20 protein-coding genes are annotated in these 22,606 nt (G+C 40.2%); 3 read left to right on the top strand and 17 right to left on the bottom strand.

The window, feature by feature from the left end; genetic code table 11:
• Position 1: 1 nt before the first annotated feature.
• The 11 genes from ACLNCW_RS00500 to ACLNCW_RS00450 all read right to left on the bottom strand — a co-directional run bounded on the left by ACLNCW_RS00500 (position 2) and on the right by ACLNCW_RS00450 (position 11,355).
• Positions 2–1,564 (bottom strand): 2-isopropylmalate synthase, encoded by a 1,563-nt coding sequence (locus ACLNCW_RS00500; protein WP_150922370.1) that lies wholly within the window; start codon positions 1,562–1,564, stop codon positions 2–4.
• Between the two features lie 313 nt (positions 1,565–1,877).
• Positions 1,878–2,534, bottom strand: coding sequence for an MmcQ/YjbR family DNA-binding protein (locus ACLNCW_RS00495; RefSeq protein ID WP_424845182.1), 657 nt, complete (start codon positions 2,532–2,534; stop codon positions 1,878–1,880).
• A 43-nt stretch (positions 2,535–2,577) separates the two neighbouring features.
• Positions 2,578–3,210 carry a copper homeostasis protein CutC gene (locus ACLNCW_RS00490; protein WP_045611814.1) on the bottom strand — a complete coding sequence of 211 codons (633 nt, stop codon included), beginning with the start codon at positions 3,208–3,210 and terminating at the stop codon, positions 2,578–2,580.
• A gap of 93 nt (positions 3,211–3,303) precedes the next feature.
• The gene (locus tag ACLNCW_RS00485) at positions 3,304–3,663 is read right to left on the bottom strand and encodes a YbaN family protein (protein ID WP_045611815.1); all 360 of its coding nucleotides are present in this window, start codon (positions 3,661–3,663) and stop codon (positions 3,304–3,306) included.
• Positions 3,664–3,919: 256 nt separating this feature from the next.
• On the bottom strand, positions 3,920–6,007 hold the full coding sequence (gene topA / locus ACLNCW_RS00480) for a type I DNA topoisomerase (RefSeq protein WP_045611818.1): 2,088 nt from the start codon (positions 6,005–6,007) through the stop codon (positions 3,920–3,922).
• A 222-nt stretch (positions 6,008–6,229) separates the two neighbouring features.
• Positions 6,230–7,078 carry a DNA-processing protein DprA gene (gene dprA / locus ACLNCW_RS00475; RefSeq protein WP_424845181.1) on the bottom strand — a complete coding sequence of 283 codons (849 nt, stop codon included), beginning with the start codon at positions 7,076–7,078 and terminating at the stop codon, positions 6,230–6,232.
• 87 nt (positions 7,079–7,165) lie between these two features.
• Positions 7,166–7,855 carry a sugar phosphate nucleotidyltransferase gene (locus ACLNCW_RS00470; protein WP_000643965.1) on the bottom strand — a complete coding sequence of 230 codons (690 nt, stop codon included), beginning with the start codon at positions 7,853–7,855 and terminating at the stop codon, positions 7,166–7,168.
• An 11-nt stretch (positions 7,856–7,866) separates the two neighbouring features.
• Positions 7,867–8,745, bottom strand: coding sequence for a DMT family transporter (locus tag ACLNCW_RS00465; protein ID WP_000791850.1), 879 nt, complete (start codon positions 8,743–8,745; stop codon positions 7,867–7,869).
• The gene (locus tag ACLNCW_RS00460) at positions 8,735–9,604 is read right to left on the bottom strand and encodes a phosphotransferase (RefSeq protein WP_424845180.1); all 870 of its coding nucleotides are present in this window, start codon (positions 9,602–9,604) and stop codon (positions 8,735–8,737) included. Before ACLNCW_RS00460 ends, ACLNCW_RS00465 begins: the two co-directional genes overlap by 11 nt.
• Before the next feature lie 16 nt (positions 9,605–9,620).
• Positions 9,621–10,643: a ribitol-5-phosphate dehydrogenase gene (locus ACLNCW_RS00455; protein ID WP_424845179.1), complete on the bottom strand. Its 1,023-nt coding sequence runs from the start codon at positions 10,641–10,643 to the stop codon at positions 9,621–9,623.
• A gap of 4 nt (positions 10,644–10,647) precedes the next feature.
• Positions 10,648–11,355, bottom strand: coding sequence for an IspD/TarI family cytidylyltransferase (locus ACLNCW_RS00450; protein WP_424845178.1), 708 nt, complete (start codon positions 11,353–11,355; stop codon positions 10,648–10,650).
• A gap of 440 nt (positions 11,356–11,795) precedes the next feature.
• Here ACLNCW_RS00450 and tacF point away from each other — a divergent pair, with 440 nt between their 5' ends.
• From tacF to ACLNCW_RS00435, 3 genes are read left to right on the top strand one after another with little or no spacing between them, the layout of a single operon-like run.
• Positions 11,796–13,283: a type IV teichoic acid flippase TacF gene (tacF, locus tag ACLNCW_RS00445; protein ID WP_033687092.1), complete on the top strand. Its 1,488-nt coding sequence runs from the start codon at positions 11,796–11,798 to the stop codon at positions 13,281–13,283.
• Positions 13,284–13,292: 9 nt separating this feature from the next.
• Entirely contained in the window at positions 13,293–14,096 is an 804-nt protein-coding gene (locus ACLNCW_RS00440) for a LicD family protein (RefSeq protein ID WP_045597120.1), read from the top strand.
• Position 14,097: 1 nt separating this feature from the next.
• Positions 14,098–14,907 carry a LicD family protein gene (locus tag ACLNCW_RS00435; protein WP_084947121.1) on the top strand — a complete coding sequence of 270 codons (810 nt, stop codon included), beginning with the start codon at positions 14,098–14,100 and terminating at the stop codon, positions 14,905–14,907.
• A gap of 69 nt (positions 14,908–14,976) precedes the next feature.
• On the opposite strand, the gene carB is transcribed toward ACLNCW_RS00435, so the two are convergent.
• From carB to ACLNCW_RS00405, 6 genes are all read right to left on the bottom strand, one after another.
• Positions 14,977–18,153, bottom strand: a complete 3,177-nt coding sequence (carB, locus tag ACLNCW_RS00430; RefSeq protein ID WP_424845177.1) for a carbamoyl-phosphate synthase large subunit — start codon at positions 18,151–18,153, stop codon at positions 14,977–14,979.
• Positions 18,154–18,490: 337 nt separating this feature from the next.
• On the bottom strand, positions 18,491–19,570 hold the full coding sequence (locus tag ACLNCW_RS00425; RefSeq protein WP_000166853.1) for a carbamoyl phosphate synthase small subunit: 1,080 nt from the start codon (positions 19,568–19,570) through the stop codon (positions 18,491–18,493).
• Between the two features lie 49 nt (positions 19,571–19,619).
• Positions 19,620–20,543: an aspartate carbamoyltransferase catalytic subunit gene (locus ACLNCW_RS00420; protein WP_004260121.1), complete on the bottom strand. Its 924-nt coding sequence runs from the start codon at positions 20,541–20,543 to the stop codon at positions 19,620–19,622.
• A gap of 18 nt (positions 20,544–20,561) precedes the next feature.
• Positions 20,562–21,083, bottom strand: a complete 522-nt coding sequence (pyrR, locus tag ACLNCW_RS00415) for a bifunctional pyr operon transcriptional regulator/uracil phosphoribosyltransferase PyrR (protein ID WP_000644747.1) — start codon at positions 21,081–21,083, stop codon at positions 20,562–20,564.
• A 221-nt stretch (positions 21,084–21,304) separates the two neighbouring features.
• Entirely contained in the window at positions 21,305–21,934 is a 630-nt protein-coding gene (nth, locus tag ACLNCW_RS00410; protein WP_049546494.1) for an endonuclease III, read from the bottom strand.
• Entirely contained in the window at positions 21,934–22,476 is a 543-nt protein-coding gene (locus ACLNCW_RS00405; RefSeq protein WP_049546493.1) for a YceD family protein, read from the bottom strand. Before ACLNCW_RS00405 ends, nth begins: the two co-directional genes overlap by 1 nt.
• Positions 22,477–22,606 lie beyond the last annotated feature (130 nt).

The raw sequence follows: 22,606 nt of genomic DNA, 5'->3' as shown, positions 1-22,606 counted from the left end.
TTTACACACTAGGCATATCTCGATAGGAAACACTACGTCCCATCTCACCAGCATTCTCTTTTTGAACAAAGGTATTAGCATTGATATAAGCAATAGCCGAAGCCTTCAACACATCGAAATCAAGACCTGTTGCGTTAAAGATGGTTTCTGTATCTCTGTTTTCAACAGTTACCAAGACCCGAGCTTGGGCATCAATTCCATCTGTCACCGCGTCAATAGTGTAAGACACCAAACGGACGGATTGGTTAAAGAACTTATCGATAGCGTTAAAGATTGCTTCAACAGAACCTTGTCCTGTCGCATTGAACTCAACTTTCTCACCATCCATATTAGCTAGGCTAACAAGCGCTTCGATGTTATTATCCTCATGAGTTTGAAGTTGTAAATCATCAAAGTGGAAGCCTTCTGGATTTTCAACCACGGTTCCAGCTACCATAGCTCGAATATCTGCATCTGTGATTTCTTGCTTTTTATCAGCTAGCTCCTTGAACTTAGCAAAGAGTGGTTTGATGTCCTCTTCTGTAAAGTCTAGAGCCAGTTCTCTTAGTTTCTCAACAAAGGCATGGCGACCAGACAATTTTCCAAGTGGGAGGCTGTTACTCTTGACACCGACCAATTCAGGAGTGATGATTTCATAGGTAAGAGGATTTTTAAGGACTCCGTCTTGGTGAATACCAGATTCGTGAGAAAAGGCATTGCCACCGACCACAGCCTTGTTTTTAGGAACTGGAATACCTGAGAAGCGAGAAACCATTTCTGACGTATTGATTGTTTCATTTAAAACAATACTGGTTTCTGCTTGGTAGTAATCTTGGCGAATATTGAGAGCAACTGCTATTTCTTCCAAGGCAGCATTGCCAGCTCGCTCACCAATACCGTTGATAGTCCCTTCGACACGTCCTGCCCCATTCTTGACAGCAGCAAGGCTATTTGCCACTGCCATTCCAAGGTCATCGTGGCAGTGAGGCGAATAGACAATCTGACGATCTGTCTTGACATTCTCAATCAAGTGTTTGAAGATAGCACCGTATTCCTCTGGTGTGGTAAATCCTACCGTATCAGGGATATTGATATAAGTTGCACCTGCATCAACCGCTGTTTGAACAACTTCTAAGAGGAAATCCAACTCTGTTCTAGTCGCATCCTCTGGAGAGAATTCAACTATCTCAAACTTAGAACGGGCATAAGAAACATGCTCCTTAATAGCTTCTAGAATCTCTTCCTTGCTCTTATTGAGCTTATACTTTCGGTGTATCGGACTGGTAGCGATAAAGACGTGAACCTGTGGATATTTGGCATCCTTGAGGGCTTCATAACAAGCATCAATATCAGACTTGACAGAGCGTGCCAAACCAGTTATCGCTGTTTTCTTTAAGACCTTAGCAATCTCCTGAACTGCCGTAAATGAGTCTGGACTAGCCGCTGGAAAACCAGCTTCTATGGCTGAAATACCCCATTTCTCCAGCTGTCTTGCAATGGAAACTTTTTCCTTTATTGAGAAGTTAACACCAGGTGTTTGTTCCCCATCACGAAGACTTGTATCAAAAAATTCAACTTTACGCATAAGATTTCCCCTTTCCCAAATGTGGTTTTAAAAAAACATCTCGCTTAGAAGTCCAAGCGAGATGTTGATTTACTCCCGCTTGGTAAGCCAAACAGGACTAATGCTTTTTGCACTAGCCCGAGTACCTCAACAACAAAGCAAATTGATTAAACTTAGCTGTTTTCATGCTTGACTTTCTCCTTCGTTTGATATCTTGTTTAGTATTTTAGCATAGGCAAAAATACTTGTCAAGAAAAAATCTATTATTTTCTGAAAATTTCTTCAGTAGAGAATATTTCGCTAATTGAAAGTTCTTGAAAATCCTTGAAAAGTTTTATTTTTTAGAAGTTAAATTCCAACTTTTTTCAATCAATTCCAGTACTATTTCATCTGACAACGTATCATCAAGTGCCACACTAATCCAGTATCTCCTATTCATATGAAAAGCTGGATAAATGCCATTTTGTGAAAGCAAGTCCACTACTTGGTCGTGTTTGAGGTTGACTGCTTCCACCTGTCCTTCTCTGCCCTTTTCTAGCCTATCCCAAGGTATTCTCATCACAACAGCATACCACTTCTTATTGTCTTCATGTCTTAACACTGCTGTATCAGGCGACTTCTCCCACAAATACTCCAACTGATTGCCATACTTTTCCTGAACTTGAGTCATGATTCGTTTAGTCTGAGGACAGATAAAATCCTGTACATCAAAACAAGCCTTCCGAATCTGGTAGAGAATCTCCAGACAAGCCTCACGGACACTTGCAACAAAACTTCCTTTAAAACTTTCCATATGGACTTGTGGATAGAGGTCACCGGTTTCCTGGTCAAGGACTTGAAAACTCACATTATCAGCAGTGATGGATACAGTCATGACAAAGTCACCTTGCAAAATCTGGCAACTATAGGTCCAGACTCCCCCATTTTCTACAAAACCATAAGCACTAGCCTTTTCTTGATTAAATTGATAGGATTTAAAAATTTCAAACATAAGTGAAAACTGCTACCCAAAGCTAGCAGTTCCTTTCTATTTTTTAAAAGACAACCTTAGTTCCGTGCAATTGTGTCACGCCCAGCTGGTCGATAAAGGTCTGACGGTTGTCAAGGTCAATCCCCCCACCTGGTAGAATTTCAATTTTATCTTTAGCGTGCTCCAAAATTCTGTGATAGTGAGCAAAACGTTTTTCTAAGGAGTCGCCAGACACACCAGCACGAGTTAGGATACGAGTGACTCCAGCTTGACTAAGCCAGTCAATAGCTTCCAGTTGATTTTCATCGCTCAATTCATCAAAGGCCATGTGGAAGACAATTTCCATTCCTTTTGATGCAGCAATTAACTTTTCAAGATTAGGCTTATCCAACTTCTTACCAGCAGTTAAAGCTCCAAAAACAACCCCTTGACTTCCAGCATGAGCAGTCAAACGAATATCTTCTAGCATAATAGCAATTTCTAGTTCATTATAGACAAAGTCGCCACCACGTGGACGAATCATGGTAATGATGGTCGTATCGTAGTTAGCTGCCAATTCAACCGCTGCCTTGGTCACTCCATAGCTGGGCGTTGTCCCACCAACTGCTAGATTGTCACAGAGTTCGATTCGACGAGCTCCAGCCTGCATCGCTTTTTCAAGCAAGGTCACATTTTCAGCACAAAATTCGTAAATCATTTGATTCTCCTTGAGTATTACTTTGAATTTATTATATCATATTGTTGTGAATATGCTTTCATTTTTATCAAGGGAAATAGTTACAAATTTTACTTATTCTTTGTCTGGAATGACCTTGAAGAGATAATAGGTGATAAAGATAGTCAAGGCTCCCAGACCGATTTTGACTGGTAAGAGAGGGGCAAAATAAATGGAAATTCCCATCAAGATGTAGATAGATACGATGATTTTTTTCTTTCGTTCACGCGCAATGGACTTAGTCTCGCGAAAATCAGCTACATAACTCTGATAGAGCTTGGTATGATAAAGCCAATCTTCGAAGCGCTTGGAACTTCTTGAAAAACAAGCAATAGACAACAAAAGAAAAGGCGTTGTAGGCAACAAGGGTAAAACAACCCCAATAATAGCCAAGGCTAGTGATAAAAAACCAATTATTAGATAGATAAGACGCATAACTTCTCCTAGTTAATACTCTTCGAAAATCTCTTCAAACCGCGTCAACGTCGCCTTGACGTAGGTATGGTTCCTGACTTCGTCAGTCTTATCTGCAACCTCAAAGCAGTGCTTTGAGCAACCTGCGGCTAGTTTCCTAGTTTGCTCTTTGATTTTCATTGAGTATAAAATAATCTTCTTCTAGTTTCGCATACAATGGTGAATTTTGTCAAGTTCTAACCAAAAGAGCCTGAAATTAACTTTCAGGAAACTCCTCTTATTTAATCTTTTCTTCCTCGTAGTCGCCTTTGCTACAAACAACCTGCTTGCCACCACCACGGACTTTTTTCTCCATAAGAAAGTTGCCACATTTTGGACAGTCACGACCAACAGGCTTATCCCAAGAGGTAAATTCACATTCTGGATAGCGATTACAACCATAGAAAAGGCGGTTACGTTTTGTTTTACGCTCAATGATTTGTCCCTGATGACAACTTGGACACTCTACACCGATTTCTTTCACGATTGCTTGAGTATGACGGCAATCTGGGAAATTGCTACAAGCGTAGAACTTACCAAAACGACCAAGTTTAATGACCATTGGACTGCCACACACTTCACAATCAAATCCAGCGGGTTCATCCTTAATCTGGATTTTCTCCATTTCTTCTTCAGCCTTGGCCACTTCTTTAGAAAATGGTTTGTAAAAGGCATCAATAACACGTTGCCACTGCTCTTTTCCGACTTCGACATCATCTAGCTTGCCTTCCATTTCAGCTGTAAAGGTTACGTTTACGATATCTGGGAAATATTCAACGATGAGCTTATTAACAATTTCTCCCAACTCTGTTGGTTCAAAACGTTTGGCTACAAGGCGAACATAATAACGTTTCTGAATAGTTTCAATGGTTGGTGCGTAGGTTGACGGACGGCCAACCCCATTTTCCTCCAAGGTCTTGATCAGTGTCGCTTCAGAATAACGGGCAGGCGGTTGAGTAAAATGTTGCTCTGGTTTGCTATTGACCTGTTTAACAACATCTCCAACAGCCATATCTGGTAGCATCTTATTCTTGTCAGAATCATTATAAATGGCAAGATAACCATCAAACTTAACCTGACTACCATTGGCAGCAAATTGAACTCCATTTTGCGACAATTTAACAGCCATAGTATCAAAGACAGCAGCTGTCATCTGGCTAGCCACAAAACGATTCCAGATAAGGGTATAGAGCTTGAGCTGGTCCTTGTCCAGATACTTAGCAATACTTTCAGGTGTATTAAAAACGCTAGACGGGCGAATAGCCTCATGGGCATCCTGAGCACCTGCAGCATTTTTAACCTTGCTACCATGCTTAGAATACTTGCTACCAAAACGATCCGTAATGAAATTTGCAGCTTCATTTTGGGCTACAGGACTGATACGGGTCGAATCAGTACGCATATAAGTAATCAAACCTTGGACACCAGAACCAATATTAATCCCTTCATAGAGCTGTTGGGCAACCATCATGGTCTTTCGAGTACGGAAATTGATTTTATTGGCAGCATCCATCTGCATAGATGAAGTAGTATAAGGTAATGGAGCATTGCGTTTGCGCTCTTTCTTATCCACCTGATCCACTGAAAAGTCTTTACTAGTCAGACGAGACAAGACTTCCTTGACCTCATCATTGCTAGTCAGTTTCAGCTTTTTGCCATCTACTCCATAGAAGGATGCCTGAAATTGCTTGGTTCCCTTTTTAAAGACAGCATCAATTGTCCAGTATTCTTCAGGCTGAAAGACATTAATTTCATTCTCACGGTCAATGATTAACTTAAGCGCAATAGACTGAACGCGACCTGCTGACAAGCCCTTCTTGACCTTTTTCCACAAAATAGGCGAAATCGAATAGCCTACCAAGCGATCCAGGACACGGCGTGCTTGTTGAGCATCGACCAAGTCCATATCAATCTTACGCGGTTCTTTAAAAGCATTTTTGACAGCATCTTTGGTGATTTCATTGAAGACCACACGGTTGGCATCATTTTCATCTAAGTTGAGAATGTGAGCCAAATGCCAAGAAATCGCTTCTCCTTCACGGTCCGGGTCACTCGCCAGAAAGACTTTATTAGCTTTTTTAGCTTCTTTTTTCAAGTCATTAATAAGAGGACCTTTTCCTCGGATATTGATATATTGCGGTTCATAATTATTTTCAATATCGACGGACATACTGGATTTCTTCAAATCACGGATATGCCCGACACTGGCTAAAACCTTGTAGTTTCTGCCTAGATATTTCTCAATCGTTTTCGCCTTAGCAGGCGACTCCACGATTACTAGATTTTTTTTAACTGTTGATTTTTTCTTTTTTGTTGCCGTAGCCACAGTATCACACCTTTTCAAAGTAATAAACTTTATAAAGTGTAAACCATTTTGCCATAACTGTCAAGACTTAGCTCCTATATATAGAAGAAAAGTTTGTCTAGTAAGCGGACTTTCTTCTTATAGTCAATGAAAATCAAAGAGCAAACTAGGAAGCTAGCCGCAGGCTGTACTTGAGTACGGCAAGGTGAAGCTGACGTGGTTTGAAGAGATTTTCGAAGAGTATTAAAATTCAAATTCCGCAAGAACATCCTGCCCACTGGTGACCAATTTTGCTCCTTCTTGGATCAAATGATGGCAACCGTCTGATAGTCCATCTAAAATGCTACCAGGAATAGCAAAGACATCGCGCCCTTCTTCCATTGCTCGCTCACAGGTAATAAGACTACCTGAGCGCATCTTAGCCTCTGCGACGATTACACCACGACAAAGTCCAGCAATGATGCGATTACGGGCAGGAAAATGAAATTTCAGAGGCTGTTCGCCAGGTCCATACTCACTGAGAACTAGATGGTCATTGCCGATGTAGTCTTGTAAGCGTTTATTGGCTTTAGGATAAAATACATCCAGACCTGTTCCAATCACTGCAATGGTTTTGCCACCATTCTGCAGGACTGCCATATGAGCTGCTGTGTCAATGCCCTTGGCTAATCCACTGACAATAACCAGTTCATTTTCTAAACCTTGAATGACTTTTTCAACTGACTTAGCTCCTTGTTTGCTACAAGCACGACTGCCCACAACCGCCACCTTTGGAAATTTCAAGAGGTCCAGATTGCCCTTGTAAAATAAAAGCACAGGTGCATCATAAATTTCACTCAAATCCCAAGGATAACAGTCGTCTAAAATAGAGAAAGATGGAAATTTTTGGAACTCCTTCTCCAAATGCGCATCGTCTATCTGAAAATAACGTTCCATAAAAACAGCTGGATTTCGGCAACCTGATATATCTGCAATATCACCCAACAAAAGCTCCTGATCAACATTTTCACCGTATTCTAGCACTTTCAAAATCTGTTGATTGGTCAAACCTGATTTTTTTAACTTATAGATTTCATAGTTTGTGATTTTCATAAATAGCTCCATTTCTTTTTCTACTCATCTATCTATTCGTAAAAAAATCAAAAAACATCCGACTATTTCAGCCAGATGTTGGAATTTTTAATTTTCGTTTTTAAGAATTTCTTCTAATTTATGATAGTCTTGGACACTATCGATTTCATAGATGCTATTGCCTTCTAATTCTTCAACATAGACATCTAGCTCTTTGATATTATCCTTAACCATATTGTCCCAGTAGAGATCAACAAATTCGCCACTTGCATAAGCCTTGTCGATAAAGCTGACAATCTTTTCTGCAGTTGGAGCATCCCAGAAGGATACACCACTAAGGATACGACCTGCCTTGCTATCAACAATAATGTCTTGAACTTTGTAGTCATCTCCATAGACCAAGAACCATTCGTTGGTACAATCTTCACGATAAACACTGAAATAAGTAGAACGTGTCAAATCATTGCGGAACATATTTTTAAAGAGATAGTTATCTGCATCAATAACATAGCTGTTGGCCAATTCTTCTTTTACAAGATAAAGAGAGTAAAAGTTATTGTAGTCAGCGTATTTATCATTGAAAACGAGGCGAACACCATATTTTTCTTTTAAGTAATCGAATTGTTCTTTAAGGTAACCAACGATGATGATAATGTCATTGATTCCTTTTTCTTTGAGAAACTCAATTTGGTATTCAATCAAAGGTTTTTGATTAACCTGAACCAAGGCTTTAGGGGTATTTTCAGTCATAGGACGCAAGCGAGTTCCCAATCCCGCTGCTAAGATAATGGCTTTCACACGAATCTCCTTTATTCTTTAATAATAATATAAACTCCAGCAATAACGACAAGTGACGTAATAATTGTCAGCATATCTAGCGGTGCACCCAAGAAAACAACTGCGAACAAGACAGTCCAAACTACATAGCTCACATTCAAGCCTGTAGCCTTGGCTGGTTGCAAGCGATTGATAGCGATATAATAAGCCAAATAGGAAATCATATCAAAGGCTGCAAAGACAATCATGAGACCTAGCAATTGTCCATTGGCCACTTCTGCAAATGACTGATGAGAGAAGAGCACAATCACAAGATAGGATAAGAATGAAGTTACTTGACGGATTAAGAGAGCTTCGATTTCACTCAATTCACTTTCCATGGCAAAGGAGCTAAGGACACTTTCACTCCCCCATGCAATGGCACAAACCAAAGCACAGAGAATCCCAATGTAGAAGGAATTGACCTGTTCAACCTTATAGGTCTGAGCAATTATCCCTCCAATAATCAAGACAATTCCAAAGACAGTATTTTTCGAAATCTTGTGCTTCAAAAAGAAGAAAGCCAATAAAACTGAAATCGCAGGGTAGATAGCCGATACAGATGACGCTAAGGAACTTCCGATATACTTAACCGCATAAAGGTTGGCCTGCATACCGATTGGACCGGCTAGCAAGGCTCCGATGATAACACTCACATTGCGAATATTTAAGAAAATTGAGAGACGAACTTTTCCTTCTTTTACTAAAAGAAAAGCTAGTAAGATAAAGATACTCAAGAAATCGTGAGCAGCAGCCACCACAAAGGGTGACAAATCTGTAAAAATCGAAAAGATATAAGCACTAATCGTTAGACCTAAACCCCAGAAAACACCTGAGAGTAGACCAAAAGAAACTCCATTTTTATTTTTCATCTGAACCTCCATAATAGGACAAACCTTTAACAGCTCTTTGGTAACGACTCACACCATAGTCACCAAAATCTGCACCTTGCTCTTCTTTGTAGACTGTCCATAGACTCCAAATAGCATCTTGTAAAATTTTATAAATGGCAATCTTTTCACGAGAGACAGGTGTTTGCTCACTCTCATAGTGAGACAAGAAGTCTTCTTCCTCTTGAAGAGTGAATTCAGACTCTAAAAAGAGAGCAGCCAAATCCCACATTGGATCGTTCATTGATGAATATTCCCAGTCAATCAGATAAAGTCGTCCTTGTGGTGATTCGATAAAGTTTTCAGGCACCAAATCGATATGACAAGATTTTCTGTCAACACCTAAGTCAGCCAATCTGTTCTCTAAGGAGAAGACTTCTTCTCGAACAGCTTCATAGTTGGCATAAGGGATTTTTTCCTCAATCAAGGATTCGTATTTTTTGATTTCTTCAAAGGGAGCAAATTCTCCCCTTAATTCCTTGCCAGAAGCATGAATGGTTTGTAATATTGGAGCAATTTTATCAAATTTAGTCTTGATTGACGTTGAATCAAGCGTGATTGCAGATTCGATATACTCATTTACTTTGATACCAGCTTCAATATCAAAAAGATAATTTTTTACATCTAAGTCTAAATCTTTTAGTAGTTCAAGATTGTACTTTTCATCTTGACGATTGATCAGCTTTTCTGTCCCTTTACCAAAGAACTTAACGATGTATTGCTTATTTGTTGTTTTGACCAAATAGTTTTGATTGGTCATTCCCCCCAGTTGTTCAACACTAAGGACTTCCTCTTCTTCACTAAGTAAGGAAGAAATTTTTTCTTTAATAATTTTCTCCACAATTAACCTCCAGCACTTATACTTCCCACTTAAACACGGTTTTAAAGGCTGTGTTTAAATCGGTCGCAAAGACACGGTGAATATCTTTAATTTCTCTTACGGGTTCTTCTAGATAAAGGATATTTTTAAGACGATTGGCAAATTTCTTGACTTCCATCATTTGGATTGCATTTTCAAAATCAATGCGACCAGAACGAGAGGAACCAACCAAGAGCAAGCCTTTTTCTAAGGCATCGCGTGTATTGATGTTGACTTTATACTCGCTAACTCCCATCATAAGGATTGTTCCCTGAGGACGAATATAGCGAATCAAATCATTAATAGCCGGTCCAGTACCATCACCACCACAACATTCAAAAGCATGGTCAAAGGCCAAATCTTCAGGAATATTGTCAGTGATATAGCATTCTTTGGCAAATGAGAAAAGTTCCAATTTTTCCCAATGACGACCAATAACCACAATATCTGCTTCTGGCAAAGTATAGTTGATAATATTAGCAACTACAAAAGCTAAACTTCCGTCTCCGATAACGGCGATTCGGTCCTGCTTGCTATGAGCAAGGGTCAATAGACGATTCATGGCATGCATACCGACACTGACGAACTCTGTAATCGCTGCAACCGTATCTTCAATAGCATCATAAGCTACCACACGATCTTTAGGGAGAGAAACAAACTCTCTCATAAAGCCATCAAAACCACTAGACAAGAAATGGGTCCCTGTCATGTAGTTCTCATAGAATTCTTCATCACTCTGCATAGGAGGCTGATTGGGAATCATGACAACTTTTTGCCCAACCTCATAGGTTCCGGTCGGATCAGAAATAACGGTTCCACATGACTCGTGAATCATTGCCATTGGAAGCTTTTTGTTCAAAATCTTTGGATCACGTTTTCCTTGGTAGTAACGCTGATCCGCATGACAGACAGCCATGTAGTTGGGACGGATAAGGATATGATTTTCTTGATCAATAGCCTCTTCCTGGTATTTGACATTGATAAACTTAGGCTTAGTTAGTTGATAAATTTGATTAATCATTTTACTAGTCTTTCTCAATCATACTTTTTGCAATCTTCAAGTCTGTCACGGTTGTAATCTTCAGATTTGAGTATTCACCCTTGGCCAAGGCCACATCTTTTCCTTTAATCACAAAGATTTTACATGCATCTGTCAAGATTTCTTTCTCTTCAGCAGAGAGAGAGCCGTAAAGGTCCATGAAGTCCTTGCAACGGAATGTTTGAGGTGTTTGTCCTTGATAAAGGTGAGCACGATTTGGAATATCTGTAATGAATTGACCATTGGTACTTTCAACGATAGTATCAACCGCTTCTACTACTGTGTCCACTGCGTCATGATCTTGACAAAGTTTGATATTATCTTGAATCATGCGAAGCGTAATAAATGGACGAACAGAATCGTGGGTAACAACGATATCCTCTGGAGTAAGCGGACGATAAGCATCAATGGCTTCAATGATTTTCTCAATACTTGTATTGCGGTCAGCACCACCTTTTGTAATGATGATACGTTCCTTATGAAGAGGAAGATATTTATCTACAAGATCTTCTGCATGAGAAACCCAGTCTCCATGAACCCCAACTACAATTTTTTCAATACTTGGTTCCAAGACAAATTTTTCAATTGTATGAATCAAGATAGGTCGATCACCTAGCTCTAAAAATTGTTTTGGCAAGTTACTGATTCCCATACGTGTGCCAGTTCCACCAGCAAGAATTCCTGCATAAATCATCTTTTTTCTCCTTTGTCTTACTAAAAAAACTTATTCTCTCTATTATACCACAATCTAGTCCTATCATAAAAGAAATACTAGTCATCCCGTTCTAGAATAGGAGGATTAAGCAGTTCCATTATTCAAAGAAACTGGTCCATTTCTAGTAGTGACTAGGAATTCTGTAGTCATTACTAATAAATGGCTGTGAAATTTTAGAGTTCTTCAGAATAATATAGTTTTCTTAAAGAAAACTTAAAATTAAGCTTTGAAACTTCAAAGTGATTACTTGACTTATACTCAATGAAAATCAAAAAGCAAACTAGGAAGCTAGCCGTAAGCTGTACTTGAGTACGGTAAGGCGACGCTGACGTGGTTTGAATTTGATTTTCGAAGAGTATTACTGCCCTTCATTTCTTATTAGCTGACTTTATGATATAATGAAAAACGAGGTAAATTGAATGAAAAGTATAAAATTAAATGCTCTATCTTACATGGGAATTCGTGTCTTGAATATTATTTTTCCCATCTTAACTGGTACCTACGTCGCTCGTGTCTTGGACCGAACTGACTATGGTTACTTCAACTCAGTCGACACAATTTTGTCATTTTTCTTACCCTTTGCGACTTATGGGGTCTATAACTACGGTTTACGGGCCATCAGTAATGTCAAGGATAACAAAAAAGATCTGAATAGAACCTTCTCTAGTCTTTTTTATTTGTGCATAGCTTGTACAATTTTGACCACTGCTGTCTATATCCTAGCCTATCCTCTCTTCTTTACTGATAATCCAATCATCAAAAAAGTCTACCTTGTTATGGGGATTCAACTCATTGCACAGATTTTTTCAATCGAGTGGGTTAATGAAGCTCTGGAAAATTACAGTTTTCTCTTTTACAAGACTGCCTTCATCCGTATCCTGATGCTGGTATCTATTTTCCTGTTTGTCAAAAATGAACACGATATTGTTGTCTATACACTTGTGATGAGTTTATCGACACTGATTAACTATCTGATTAGTTATTTTTGGATTAAAAGAGACATTAAGCTTGTTAAGATTCACATAAGTGATTTTAAACCTCTCTTTCTCCCTCTAACAGCCATGTTGGTCTTTGCCAATGCCAATATGCTCTTCACTTTTTTGGATCGTCTTTTCCTCGTTAAAACAGGGATTGATGTCAATGTTAGTTACTATACCATGGCTCAACGAATTGTGACCGTTATAGCTGGTGTTGTAACAGGAGCTATCGGAGTGAGTGTGCCTCGTCTCAGTTACTATCTAGGAAAAGGCGATAAGGAAGCCTATGTCGCACTTGTTAACAGAGGCAGTCGAATCTTTAACTTCTTTATCATTCCACTGAGTTTTGGACTCATGGTTTTAGGACCAAATGCCATCCTACTTTACGGTAGTGAAAAATATATCGGAGGTGGTATCTTAACCTCTCTCTTCGCTTTTCGTACGATTATCCTGGCCTTAGATACCATTCTTGGTTCCCAAATTCTCTTTACAAATGGCTATGAAAAACGAATCACAGTTTACACAGTCTTTGCTGGGCTACTCAATTTGGGATTAAATAGTCTCCTCTTTTTCAACAATATCGTGGCTCCTGAATACTACTTACTGACAACTATGCTATCAGAGGCCTCTCTACTTGTTTTCTATATCATTTTCATCCATAGAAAACAACTCATCCACTTAGGACATATCTTTAGCTATACTGTTCGATACTCGCTCTTTTCACTTTCCTTTGTAGGAATTTATTTCCTGATTAATTTCTTGTATCCCGTGGATATGGTCATTAATTTGCCATTTTTGATTAATACTGGTTTGATTGTCTTGCTATCAGCCATCTCTTATATTGGTCTACTTGCCTTCACAAAAGATAGCATTTTCTATGAATTTTTAAACCATGTCCTAGCCTTAAAAAATAAATTCAAAAAATCTTAGGAGTATAGAATGAAACAACTAACCATTGAAGATGCCAAACAAATTGAATTAGAAATTTTGGATTATATTGATATTCTCTGTAAAAAGCACAATATCAACTATATTATTAACTACGGTACTCTGATTGGGGCGGTTCGACATGAGGGCTTTATTCCTTGGGACGACGATATTGATCTGTCCATGCCTCGAGAAGACTACCAACGATTTATAAACATTTTTCAAAAGGAGAAAAGCAAATATAAGCTCCTTTCCTTAGAAACTGATAAGAACTACTTTAACAACTTTATCAAAATAACTGACAGTACGACCAAAATTATTGATACTCGGAATACAAAAACATATGAGTCAGGTGTTTTTATCGATATTTTCCCTATGGATCGCTTTGATGATCCTAAGGTCATTGATACTTGTTATAAACTGGAAAGCTTCAAACTTCTGTCTTTCAGTAAACACAAAAATATTGTCTATAAAGATAGCCTTTTAAAAGATTGGATACGAACAGCATTCTGGTTACTCCTTCGACCTGTTTCTCCTCGTTATTTCGCACATAAAATCGAGAAAGAAATTCAAAAATATAGTCGTAAGGATGGGCAGTATATGGCTTTTATCCCTTCTAAATTTAAGGAAAAGGAAGTCTTCCCAAGTGGTACCTTCGATAAAACAATCAATCTTCCCTTTGAAAATTTAAGCCTTCCAGCACCTGAAAAATTTGATACTATTTTGACACAATTTTATGGAGATTATATGACCCTACCACCAGAAGAAAAACGCTTCTACAGTCATGAATTTCACGCTTATAAATTGGAGGATTAGGATGCAGTATTTAGAAAAAGAAGAAATTAAAGAAATTCAACTAGCCCTGCTAGACTATATTGATGAGACTTGTAAGAAACATGATATTCCTTATTTTCTAAGTTATGGAACCATGCTTGGAGCTATCCGCCACAAAGGTATGATTCCCTGGGACGATGATATCGATATTTCCCTTTATCGTGAAGATTATGAGCGCTTATTGAAAATTATTGAGGAAGAAGACAATCCACGTTATAAGGTTCTATCCTACGACACTTCTTCTTGGTACTTCCATAATTTCGCATCGATTTTGGATACTTCTACTGTTATCGAAGATCATGTTAAGTACAAGCGTCATGACACCAGTCTCTTTATCGATGTCTTCCCAATTGATCGCTTTACAGACTTGAGCATTGTCGACAAGAGTTATAAGTATGTAGCCCTTCGTCAACTAGCTTATATTAAAAAATCACGCGCAGTTCACGGTGATAGCAAGTTAAAAGATTTTCTAAGATTATGTAGCTGGTACGCCCTCCGAGTGGTCAATCCCCGTTACTTTTACAAGAAAATTGATCAGCTGGTCAAAAATGCTGCAACCAACACTCCTCAATATGAAGGAGGAATTGGGATTGGTAAGGAAGGTATGAAAGAAGTCTTCCCAGTTGATACCTTTAAAGAACTCATCTTAACTGAGTTTGAAGGCCGTATGTTGCCCGTCCCTAAAAAATATGATCAATTTTTAACCCAGATGTATGGGGATTATATGACACCACCATCAAAAGAAATGCAGGAGTGGTATAGCCACAGTATTAAAGCTTATCGCAAAAGCTGATTAAGCAGTAGTTTACAAGAAAAAATATAACAAAAAAGAGAAGATTGTTACACCTTCTCTTTTTTCTATTTAAATTGCTTCTGTGACAAAACTACGGCTTTCCAATACTTTAAGCATGGCGTTAGCTGTATCTAGGGCTGTGAAGAGGGGCACTCCGTGTTCAATAGCTGAACGGCGAATCTGCTCTCCATCTTCGTCAGCAGTTCGTTTTGTTCCTACTGTGTTAATGATAGCTTGAATTCTTCCTTTACGAACAAAGCTTGGAATATCCTTATCGTCATCACCAATCTTACCAACAGGTTGGGCTTGTAATCCATGACTGGCAAAGAAGGCTGCTGTCCCTTCTGTCGCGAGGATTCCATAGCCAATATTTTGGAAACGATGAGCCAAGTCCAAAGCTTCTTCTTTGGCATCATCAGCGATAGTAAATACAACGTTACCAAAAGTTGGCAAGTGTAAGTAAGAAGCTTCAAAGGCCTTATAGAGAGCTTTTTCCAAAGTCGTATCAGAACCCATAACTTCCCCTGTTGACTTCATTTCAGGACCAAGTAAGCTGTCTACCTTAGCTAGTTTCGTAAAGGAGAAGACAGGTGCCTTGATATGAACGCGGGTACTTTCAGGGTAAAGTCCATCTTGGTAGCCAAGTTCTTCAAGTTTTTGCCCCAGAATGAGCTTGGTTGCTACTTGAGCCATAGGGATATTGGTTACCTTAGAAAGGAATGGCACCGTACGGCTAGCACGTGGATTGACCTCAATAACATAGACTTTTTCATCCTTGATGACAAACTGGATGTTCATCATTCCAAGGCAGTTAAGACCGATTGCTAGGCGTTTAGTATAGTCTGCGATTGTTTCTTGCACCTTTTGCGACAAGGTTTGTGGTGGGTAAACGGCCATTGAGTCACCTGAGTGGACACCAGCACGTTCAATATGCTCCATGATACCTGGGATGAGGACATTTTGTCCGTCTGAAATGGCATCGACTTCACACTCTTGTCCGACGATATAAGAGTCAACAAGAACAGGGTGGTCTGGACTTGCCTTAACCGCAGTACGCATATAAGAGCGAAGGTCTTCTTCGTTTTCAACGATTTCCATGGCACGTCCACCAAGTACATAAGATGGGCGGACAAGAACTGGGAAGCCAATCTTGCGAGCTGCAAGAACTGCTTCTTCTTCATTGGTAGCCGTTTGTCCTGGTGGCTGTGGAATATCCAAATCTTTTAGAGCTTGCTCGAAGAGGTCACGGTCTTCCGCACGGTCTAGGTCAGCTACTTGCGTACCAAGAATAGTCACACCTGCTTTAGCCAATGGTTCAGCTAGGTTGATAGCTGTTTGACCACCGAACTGAACAATAACACCTTTTGGTTGCTCCAAGTCAATGACGTTCATAACATCTTCAAATGTCAATGGCTCAAAGTAAAGCTTATCTGATACAGAGAAGTCTGTAGAAACGGTCTCTGGGTTTGAATTCATGATGATGGCTTCATAGCCAGCCGCCTGAATAGCCTTAACTGAATGAACAGTTGCGTAGTCAAACTCGACCCCTTGACCGATACGGATTGGACCAGAACCTAGAACTAGAACGGATTCCTTATCAGACTTGATAGACTCGTTTTCCCAACCATAGGTTGAATAGAAGTATGGTGTTTCAGAGTCAAATTCTGCCGCACAAGTATCTACCATCTTATAAACAGGAACAATCTTGTTTTCCAAACGAAGTTGGCGAACTTGGTCAGCTGTCGTTTCCCAGAGTTCAGCAACCTTACGGTCTGAAAATCCATTTAGTTTAGCTGTTTTCAGGACATCGACATCCTGAGGATGTGCGCCCAACTCCTGCTCAATTTCAAAGATATGCAAGAGTTTATCCAGATAAAAAATATCAATTTTTGTAAGCTCTGCAATTTCTTCTGGTGTGTAGCCACGACGAATTGCTTCTGATACATAGAAAAGACGATCGTCTTGGGCTTTGACTACTTTTTCAATCAAGTCATCATCTGAAACACTGGCAAGTTCAGGCATTTCATTGTGGTGCACCCCAATTTCAAGGGAGCGACAGGCCTTAAGGAGAGATTCTTCGATGTTTCGACCAATCGCCATGACTTCCCCAGTCGCCTTCATCTGGGTACCAAGACGGCGTTCACCCTTTTCAAACTTGTCAAATGGGAAACGAGGAATCTTGGCAACCACGTAGTCAAGGGCAGGCTCAAACATGGCATAGGTTGAACCTGTAACTGGGTTAATAACCTCATCCAAAGTCAAACCTACTGAAATCTTAGCAGCCAATTTTGCAATCGGATACCCTGTCGCCTTAGATGCCAGGGCTGACGAACGCGATACACGAGGGTTTACTTCGATGACATAGTACTTGAAGCTGTGGGGATCAAGTGCTAGCTGAACGTTACACCCACCTTCAATCTTAAGGGCACGAATGATGCTCAAGCTCGCATCACGTAGCATTTGGTTCTCATAGTCTGACATGGTTTGCGCAGGAGCAAATACAATGGAATCCCCTGTGTGAATCCCAACTGGGTCAAAGTTTTCCATGTTACAAACAACCAAAGCATTATCAGCTGAGTCACGCATCACTTCGTATTCGATTTCCTTGAAACCTGCGATTGAACGCTCAATCAAACATTGGGTCACAGGTGATAATTTCAATCCATTTTCAGCGATTTCACGCAATTCTTCCTCATTAGCACACATACCACCACCAGTACCACCAAGTGTAAAGGCTGGGCGAACGATGACTGGGTAGCCAATTGTTGCTGCAAAGGCAACTGCTTCTTCGACTGTGTTGACAATTTCAGATTCTGGAATGGGTTGGTTGAGCTCTTCCATCAATTGTTTAAAGAGGTCACGGTCCTCCGCTTGGTCGATGGCAGATAGTTTAGTACCCAAAAGCTCAACACCAAGCTCATCAAGGATACCATTTTTCGATAATTCCATAGCCATGTTGAGACCTGTCTGACCACCGAGTGTTGGTAGCAAGGCGTCGGGACGCTCCTTACGAAGAATACGTGTCACAAACTCAAGTGTAATTGGTTCAATATAAACCTTATCAGCAATTTCCTTGTCCGTCATGATAGTTGCAGGATTTGAGTTAACCAAGACAACCTCATAACCTTCCTCTTTCAACGACAAGCAAGCCTGGGTCCCAGCGTAGTCAAACTCAGCAGCCTGACCAATAATAATCGGACCAGAACCAATCACCATAATTTTTTGAATATCAGTACGTTTAGGCATTTATAAGATATTAAGGGCGTCAAGCGGACAAAGCTAAAATAGGAGTTATGACGAAGAACTATCAGTTCTAGGAATAACTATCTTTTTAGCACCGTCCGTAGCCCGTATTCAGTTCAGCAAATACGGACCACCCTTCTCCTTTCTATTCGTCGCCTCACAGAGCGACATTAAATAAATTCTCCGACGATTTTTTAGCGAAACGATATTTTTCGATAAAAAATCTAGTGCAGGGAGTTTTTAGTTCGCCTGATAGCGACTAAAAGAAACGACCTGTCTTTCTATTCGGCAACTCTCAGGTTGCCATTAAATAAATTCTCCGACGAGCTTTTACTCGTTCTTAGTTTGATTGTTTAAAAGCTTCCATCATCTCGATAAACTCGTCAAATAGGTAGCTTGCATCATGAGGACCAGGAGCTGCATCTGGATGGTATTGGACAGAGAAAGCAGGTTGGTATCTGTGACGCACACCTTCAACTGACTTGTCATTGATTTCTTCGTGGGTGATAATCAAGTGTTCTGGCAAATCCTCACGGCTAACTGCATAACCATGGTTTTGACTTGTAAAATCCACACGTCCTGTAGCAATTTCACGTACCGCATGGTTGAATCCACGGTGACCAAACTTCATCTTGTAAGTCTTAGCCCCGTTTGCCATAGCAAAGAGTTGATGCCCCATACAAATACCAAAGATTGGAATTTTTCCTTGCACACCACGAATCATATCTAGTGCCTGTGGAACATCTTCTGGGTTACCTGGACCATTTGACAACATAACTCCGTCAGGATTGAGATGGAGAATTTCTTCCGCAGTTGTTGAATACGGAACAACCGTCACGTTACAGTTACGCTTAGAAAGTTCACGTAGGATTGAGTGCTTAAGACCAAAGTCCACTAGCACCACACTCAAACCAACTCCTGGAGCTGGATAGGAAGTTTTAGTGGAAACCTGTTTGATATTGTCTGTCGGCAAGACTGTTGCTTGCAGCTGGTCCGTCACATGGTCCATGCTGTCCCCAACATGGGTCAAGGTTGCTCGCATGGTACCATGCTTACGGATAATCTTGGTAAGGGCACGCGTATCAATCCCTGAAATACCAGGAATTTTCTTTGCTTTCAAAAATTCATCCAAGGTCATTTGGTTGCGCCAGTTACTAGCTCTACGTGCTTCTTCGAAAACAACGACTCCCTTACAAGTTGGAATAATGGATTCGTAATCATCACGGTTAATTCCATAATTTCCCACCAAAGGATAAGTAAAGGTCAAGATTTGTCCATTATAAGACTGGTCTGTAATGGATTCTTGATAGCCGGTCATCCCTGTATTAAAGACGATTTCGCCTGTTACATCAATATCTGCTCCGAAGGCCTTGCCTTCAAAAACTGTGCCATCTTCTAATACTAGAAGTCTTTTTGTCATATTTTCACCTCTCGTGGACGCTCACTGGCGTCTTTTAACGTCTTGTGTTTTAGTTGGCGTTTCTACTCGCCAGTACGGATTCTAAGATTGCCATTCGAACAAAAACACCATTGGTCATTTGTTGGACAATCCGTGATTTTGGTGCTTCAACCAAGTGGTCTGCGATTTCTACATCACGATTGACTGGAGCTGGGTGCATAAGGATTGCTGTTTCTTTCAAACGATCGTAACGTTCTTGAGTCAAGCCATGTTGGGCATGGTAGTCTTCTTTTGAAAAGACAGCTCCACTATCATGACGTTCATGTTGCACACGGAGAAACATCATGACATCCACCTGATCAATAATTTCATCAATAGTTACAAACTGTCCATAGTCTGCAAACTCTTGACTTCTCCATTCCTCAGGTCCAGCAAAGTAAAGTTCAGCTCCCAAGCGTTTCAAAATCTGCATATTAGATTTGGCAACGCGTGAGTGGTCCAAGTCACCTGCAATCGCAACCTTGAGACCCTCAAAGTGACCAAATTCCTCATAAATAGTCATCAAATCAAGCAAGCTCTGGCTAGGATGTTGTCCCGAACCATCTCCACCATTGATAATGGAAGTCGTAATCGTTGGACTTGCAATTAACTCTCTGTAGTAGTCAACCTCAGGGTGGCGAATCACACAGACATCCACTCCTAAAGCAGACAGAGTAAGGATGGTATCATAAAGTGTCTCACCCTTATTAACCGAACTAGTTTTCACATCAAAGTCAAGTCGTTCCAATCCCAGTTTAATCTCTGCCACTTCAAAGGACTTATGCGTCCGTGTAGAATCCTCAAAGAAAAGATTGGAAACAATCGGATGGTCCTCGTAGGGAAGCTGAGCTCCGTTTTTAAACTCAATTCCTCGCTTGATCAATTTCATGACTTGATCGACAGTGAGGTCTTCCATGGACACTACATGGTTCAATGCTTGTTGATTTTCTGACATGGCTACTCCTTCAGCTTTCTAAGCTTCTTCAGTAATCAGAACTCTGTCTTGGCCATCAAGTTCTGCCATCTCTACGATGATTTCTTCAGAACGACTAGTTGGGATATTTTTTCCAACGTAATCTGGACGGATTGGCAATTCTCTATGTCCACGATCGACTAGAACTGCTAAACTCACGCGCGCAGGACGACCATGACCGACAATATTATCAATAGCAGCACGGATAGTACGGCCTGTATAGAGCACATCGTCCACCAAGATAACTTCACGGTCTGTCACATCAACAGAAACCAAAGAAGTATCTTCTCCACTTTTAACATCATCACGGAAAGGTTTGGTATCCAATTCCACAACAGGAACTGAAAGATTTTCTAGTTGCTCCAAACGTTCTTGGATTCGGTGGGCGATAAAGACACCACGAGTTTTAATACCAGCCAAGACGATTTTATTCAAATCTTTGTTGCGTTCGATAATCTCATATGTAATACGCGTAATCGCTCGTTTGACGGTCAATTCGTCTACAACTTCTTTTGCCTTCATGACAAACCTCCAAAAAGAAAAGTCTCCTTAAACAAGGAGACTTGAAATGTATAGCTAAGTAAGCCCTACTGGAAACAGTATAGACTTCACCCTTCTACTTTATCGCGCTCCTTGCCTGCCTCACGGGACAGGTTTAAAGGAATATTTAGTTATCAAATACTATAGCACAAAGCATGCTTAAAATCAAGCAAAAACTTTTGAAACCTCATCTTATAAATTGCTTATAAATTGCTAAAGTCATATAACTGTGGGTACTGGTCACACTCTGGATTTTTAGGATGGCAAATGGCTCTTCCAAAATAAATCATGGCCTGATGGGCTGCTAACCACTGCTCCGGTGGCAAGATATCCATAACTCGTTTTTCCACCTCAAGCGGTGTCGCTGATTTTTTGACAATATCGTGGTGTTTGCAAATACGCTCCACATGAGTATCCACTGCAAAGGCTGGAATCCCAAACCCCACACTCATGACTACATTGGCTGTTTTGCGACCAACACCTGCTAAACTCTCTAATTCCTCACGTGTTTGAGGAACTTGGCCATCAAAATCGTCTAGTAACTGTTGGGCACATTTTTTAAGGAATTTAGCCTTATTTCGATACAGTCCCAGGCGAGAAATGTGTGAAGCAATCTCACTTTCTGTTGCAACAGACATGGCTTGTGGCGTTGGAAAGGCAGCAAAGAGACCTGGTGTGGCCTTATTTACCGCTGCATCCGTCGTCTGCGCTGACAACATGACCGCAACCAAAAGTTCAAAATGATTGGTAAAATCAAGACTGGGCTTGGCATCTGGAAAAAGAGCAATGATTTCTTGTAGCACCTTTCGTGCGCGTTTTTTTGACAAGACCATTATTCGTCTCCATCAAATAGTCCTTGTAAGCCAGCAAAAGGACTGTTTTCTTCTTTCTTAACTGCTTGTTGAGCTTGGTATTCTTCCTCTGTCATGATTTGCCAGTCATTTCCTGAAACAAATCCTTGACCAGCTTCTTCTTCAGCCGTCAAGACCTTAATAGGAATATTTAGTAGGATATTGTCTGACACGCTCTCAGCAAGATCAAGTTCTCCATTTTCGATAGGCAAGACCAAATCATCGTCTAAAACTTCCTGATCTAGTTGGTTAGTTGCGCCTTCCATGAAAACTTCCGTTACTGGATAAGATTCAACTAACTCAACTGGCTCCATACTACGACTTGAAGCAAGGACAATGGTATAAGACAACTGATAGTCTAAGAAATACATACGGTCTTCGTACTGTACTTTTCCAACTGCAAGGATATCTTTTACATCTAAAATTTCTTGATTACGTGCACGTAGGTCGGCGGCTAGGTCTAACATTTGTTCAAAATGCAAGCCTTCAGACTGCTTACGAATTTCTTGAATATTTAATTTCATACTTCCTCCATAAAGATTTACTCTCTTGATTATACCATGAAAAGGCTACAAATCAGCACGGCAAACTTTATAATTAAAATTCGATTTTTTAACATATTTACTATGACATTTTTGTTTTTTAGTGCTATAC

Source organism: Streptococcus sp. CL6.22 (genome assembly GCF_049738055.1).
Taxonomy (GTDB): Bacteria; Bacillota; Bacilli; order Lactobacillales; family Streptococcaceae; genus Streptococcus; species Streptococcus mitis_DJ.
Note: the sequence above shows the minus strand (reverse complement) of the source record. Positions and strands in the feature narration are given on the sequence as shown.

Bases quoted from the DNA above. Each gene is read 5' to 3' on its own strand.
- ACLNCW_RS00485 (WP_045611815.1), bottom strand. From the start codon at position 3,663: ATGCGTCTTATCTATCTAATAATTGGTTTTTTATCACTAGCCTTGGCT.
- ACLNCW_RS00450 (WP_424845178.1), bottom strand. From the start codon at position 11,355: ATGATTTATGCAGGAATTCTTGCTGGTGGAACTGGCACACGTATGGGA.
- ACLNCW_RS00465 (WP_000791850.1), bottom strand. From the start codon at position 8,745: ATGAAAAATAAAAATGGAGTTTCTTTTGGTCTACTCTCAGGTGTTTTC.
- ACLNCW_RS00435 (WP_084947121.1), top strand. From the start codon at position 14,098: ATGCAGTATTTAGAAAAAGAAGAAATTAAAGAAATTCAACTAGCCCTG.
- dprA (WP_424845181.1), bottom strand. From the start codon at position 7,078: ATGAAAATCACAAACTATGAAATCTATAAGTTAAAAAAATCAGGTTTG.
- ACLNCW_RS00440 (WP_045597120.1), top strand. From the start codon at position 13,293: ATGAAACAACTAACCATTGAAGATGCCAAACAAATTGAATTAGAAATT.
- ACLNCW_RS00420 (WP_004260121.1), bottom strand. From the start codon at position 20,543: ATGTCAGAAAATCAACAAGCATTGAACCATGTAGTGTCCATGGAAGAC.
- ACLNCW_RS00500 (WP_150922370.1), bottom strand. From the start codon at position 1,564: ATGCGTAAAGTTGAATTTTTTGATACAAGTCTTCGTGATGGGGAACAA.
- nth (WP_049546494.1), bottom strand. From the start codon at position 21,934: ATGGTCTTGTCAAAAAAACGCGCACGAAAGGTGCTACAAGAAATCATT.
- ACLNCW_RS00490 (WP_045611814.1), bottom strand. From the start codon at position 3,210: ATGATTTACGAATTTTGTGCTGAAAATGTGACCTTGCTTGAAAAAGCG.
- tacF (WP_033687092.1), top strand. From the start codon at position 11,796: ATGAAAAGTATAAAATTAAATGCTCTATCTTACATGGGAATTCGTGTC.
- ACLNCW_RS00425 (WP_000166853.1), bottom strand. From the start codon at position 19,570: ATGACAAAAAGACTTCTAGTATTAGAAGATGGCACAGTTTTTGAAGGC.
- ACLNCW_RS00405 (WP_049546493.1), bottom strand. From the start codon at position 22,476: ATGAAATTAAATATTCAAGAAATTCGTAAGCAGTCTGAAGGCTTGCAT.
- ACLNCW_RS00495 (WP_424845182.1), bottom strand. From the start codon at position 2,534: ATGTTTGAAATTTTTAAATCCTATCAATTTAATCAAGAAAAGGCTAGT.
- carB (WP_424845177.1), bottom strand. From the start codon at position 18,153: ATGCCTAAACGTACTGATATTCAAAAAATTATGGTGATTGGTTCTGGT.
- ACLNCW_RS00455 (WP_424845179.1), bottom strand. From the start codon at position 10,643: ATGATTAATCAAATTTATCAACTAACTAAGCCTAAGTTTATCAATGTC.
- pyrR (WP_000644747.1), bottom strand. From the start codon at position 21,083: ATGAAGGCAAAAGAAGTTGTAGACGAATTGACCGTCAAACGAGCGATT.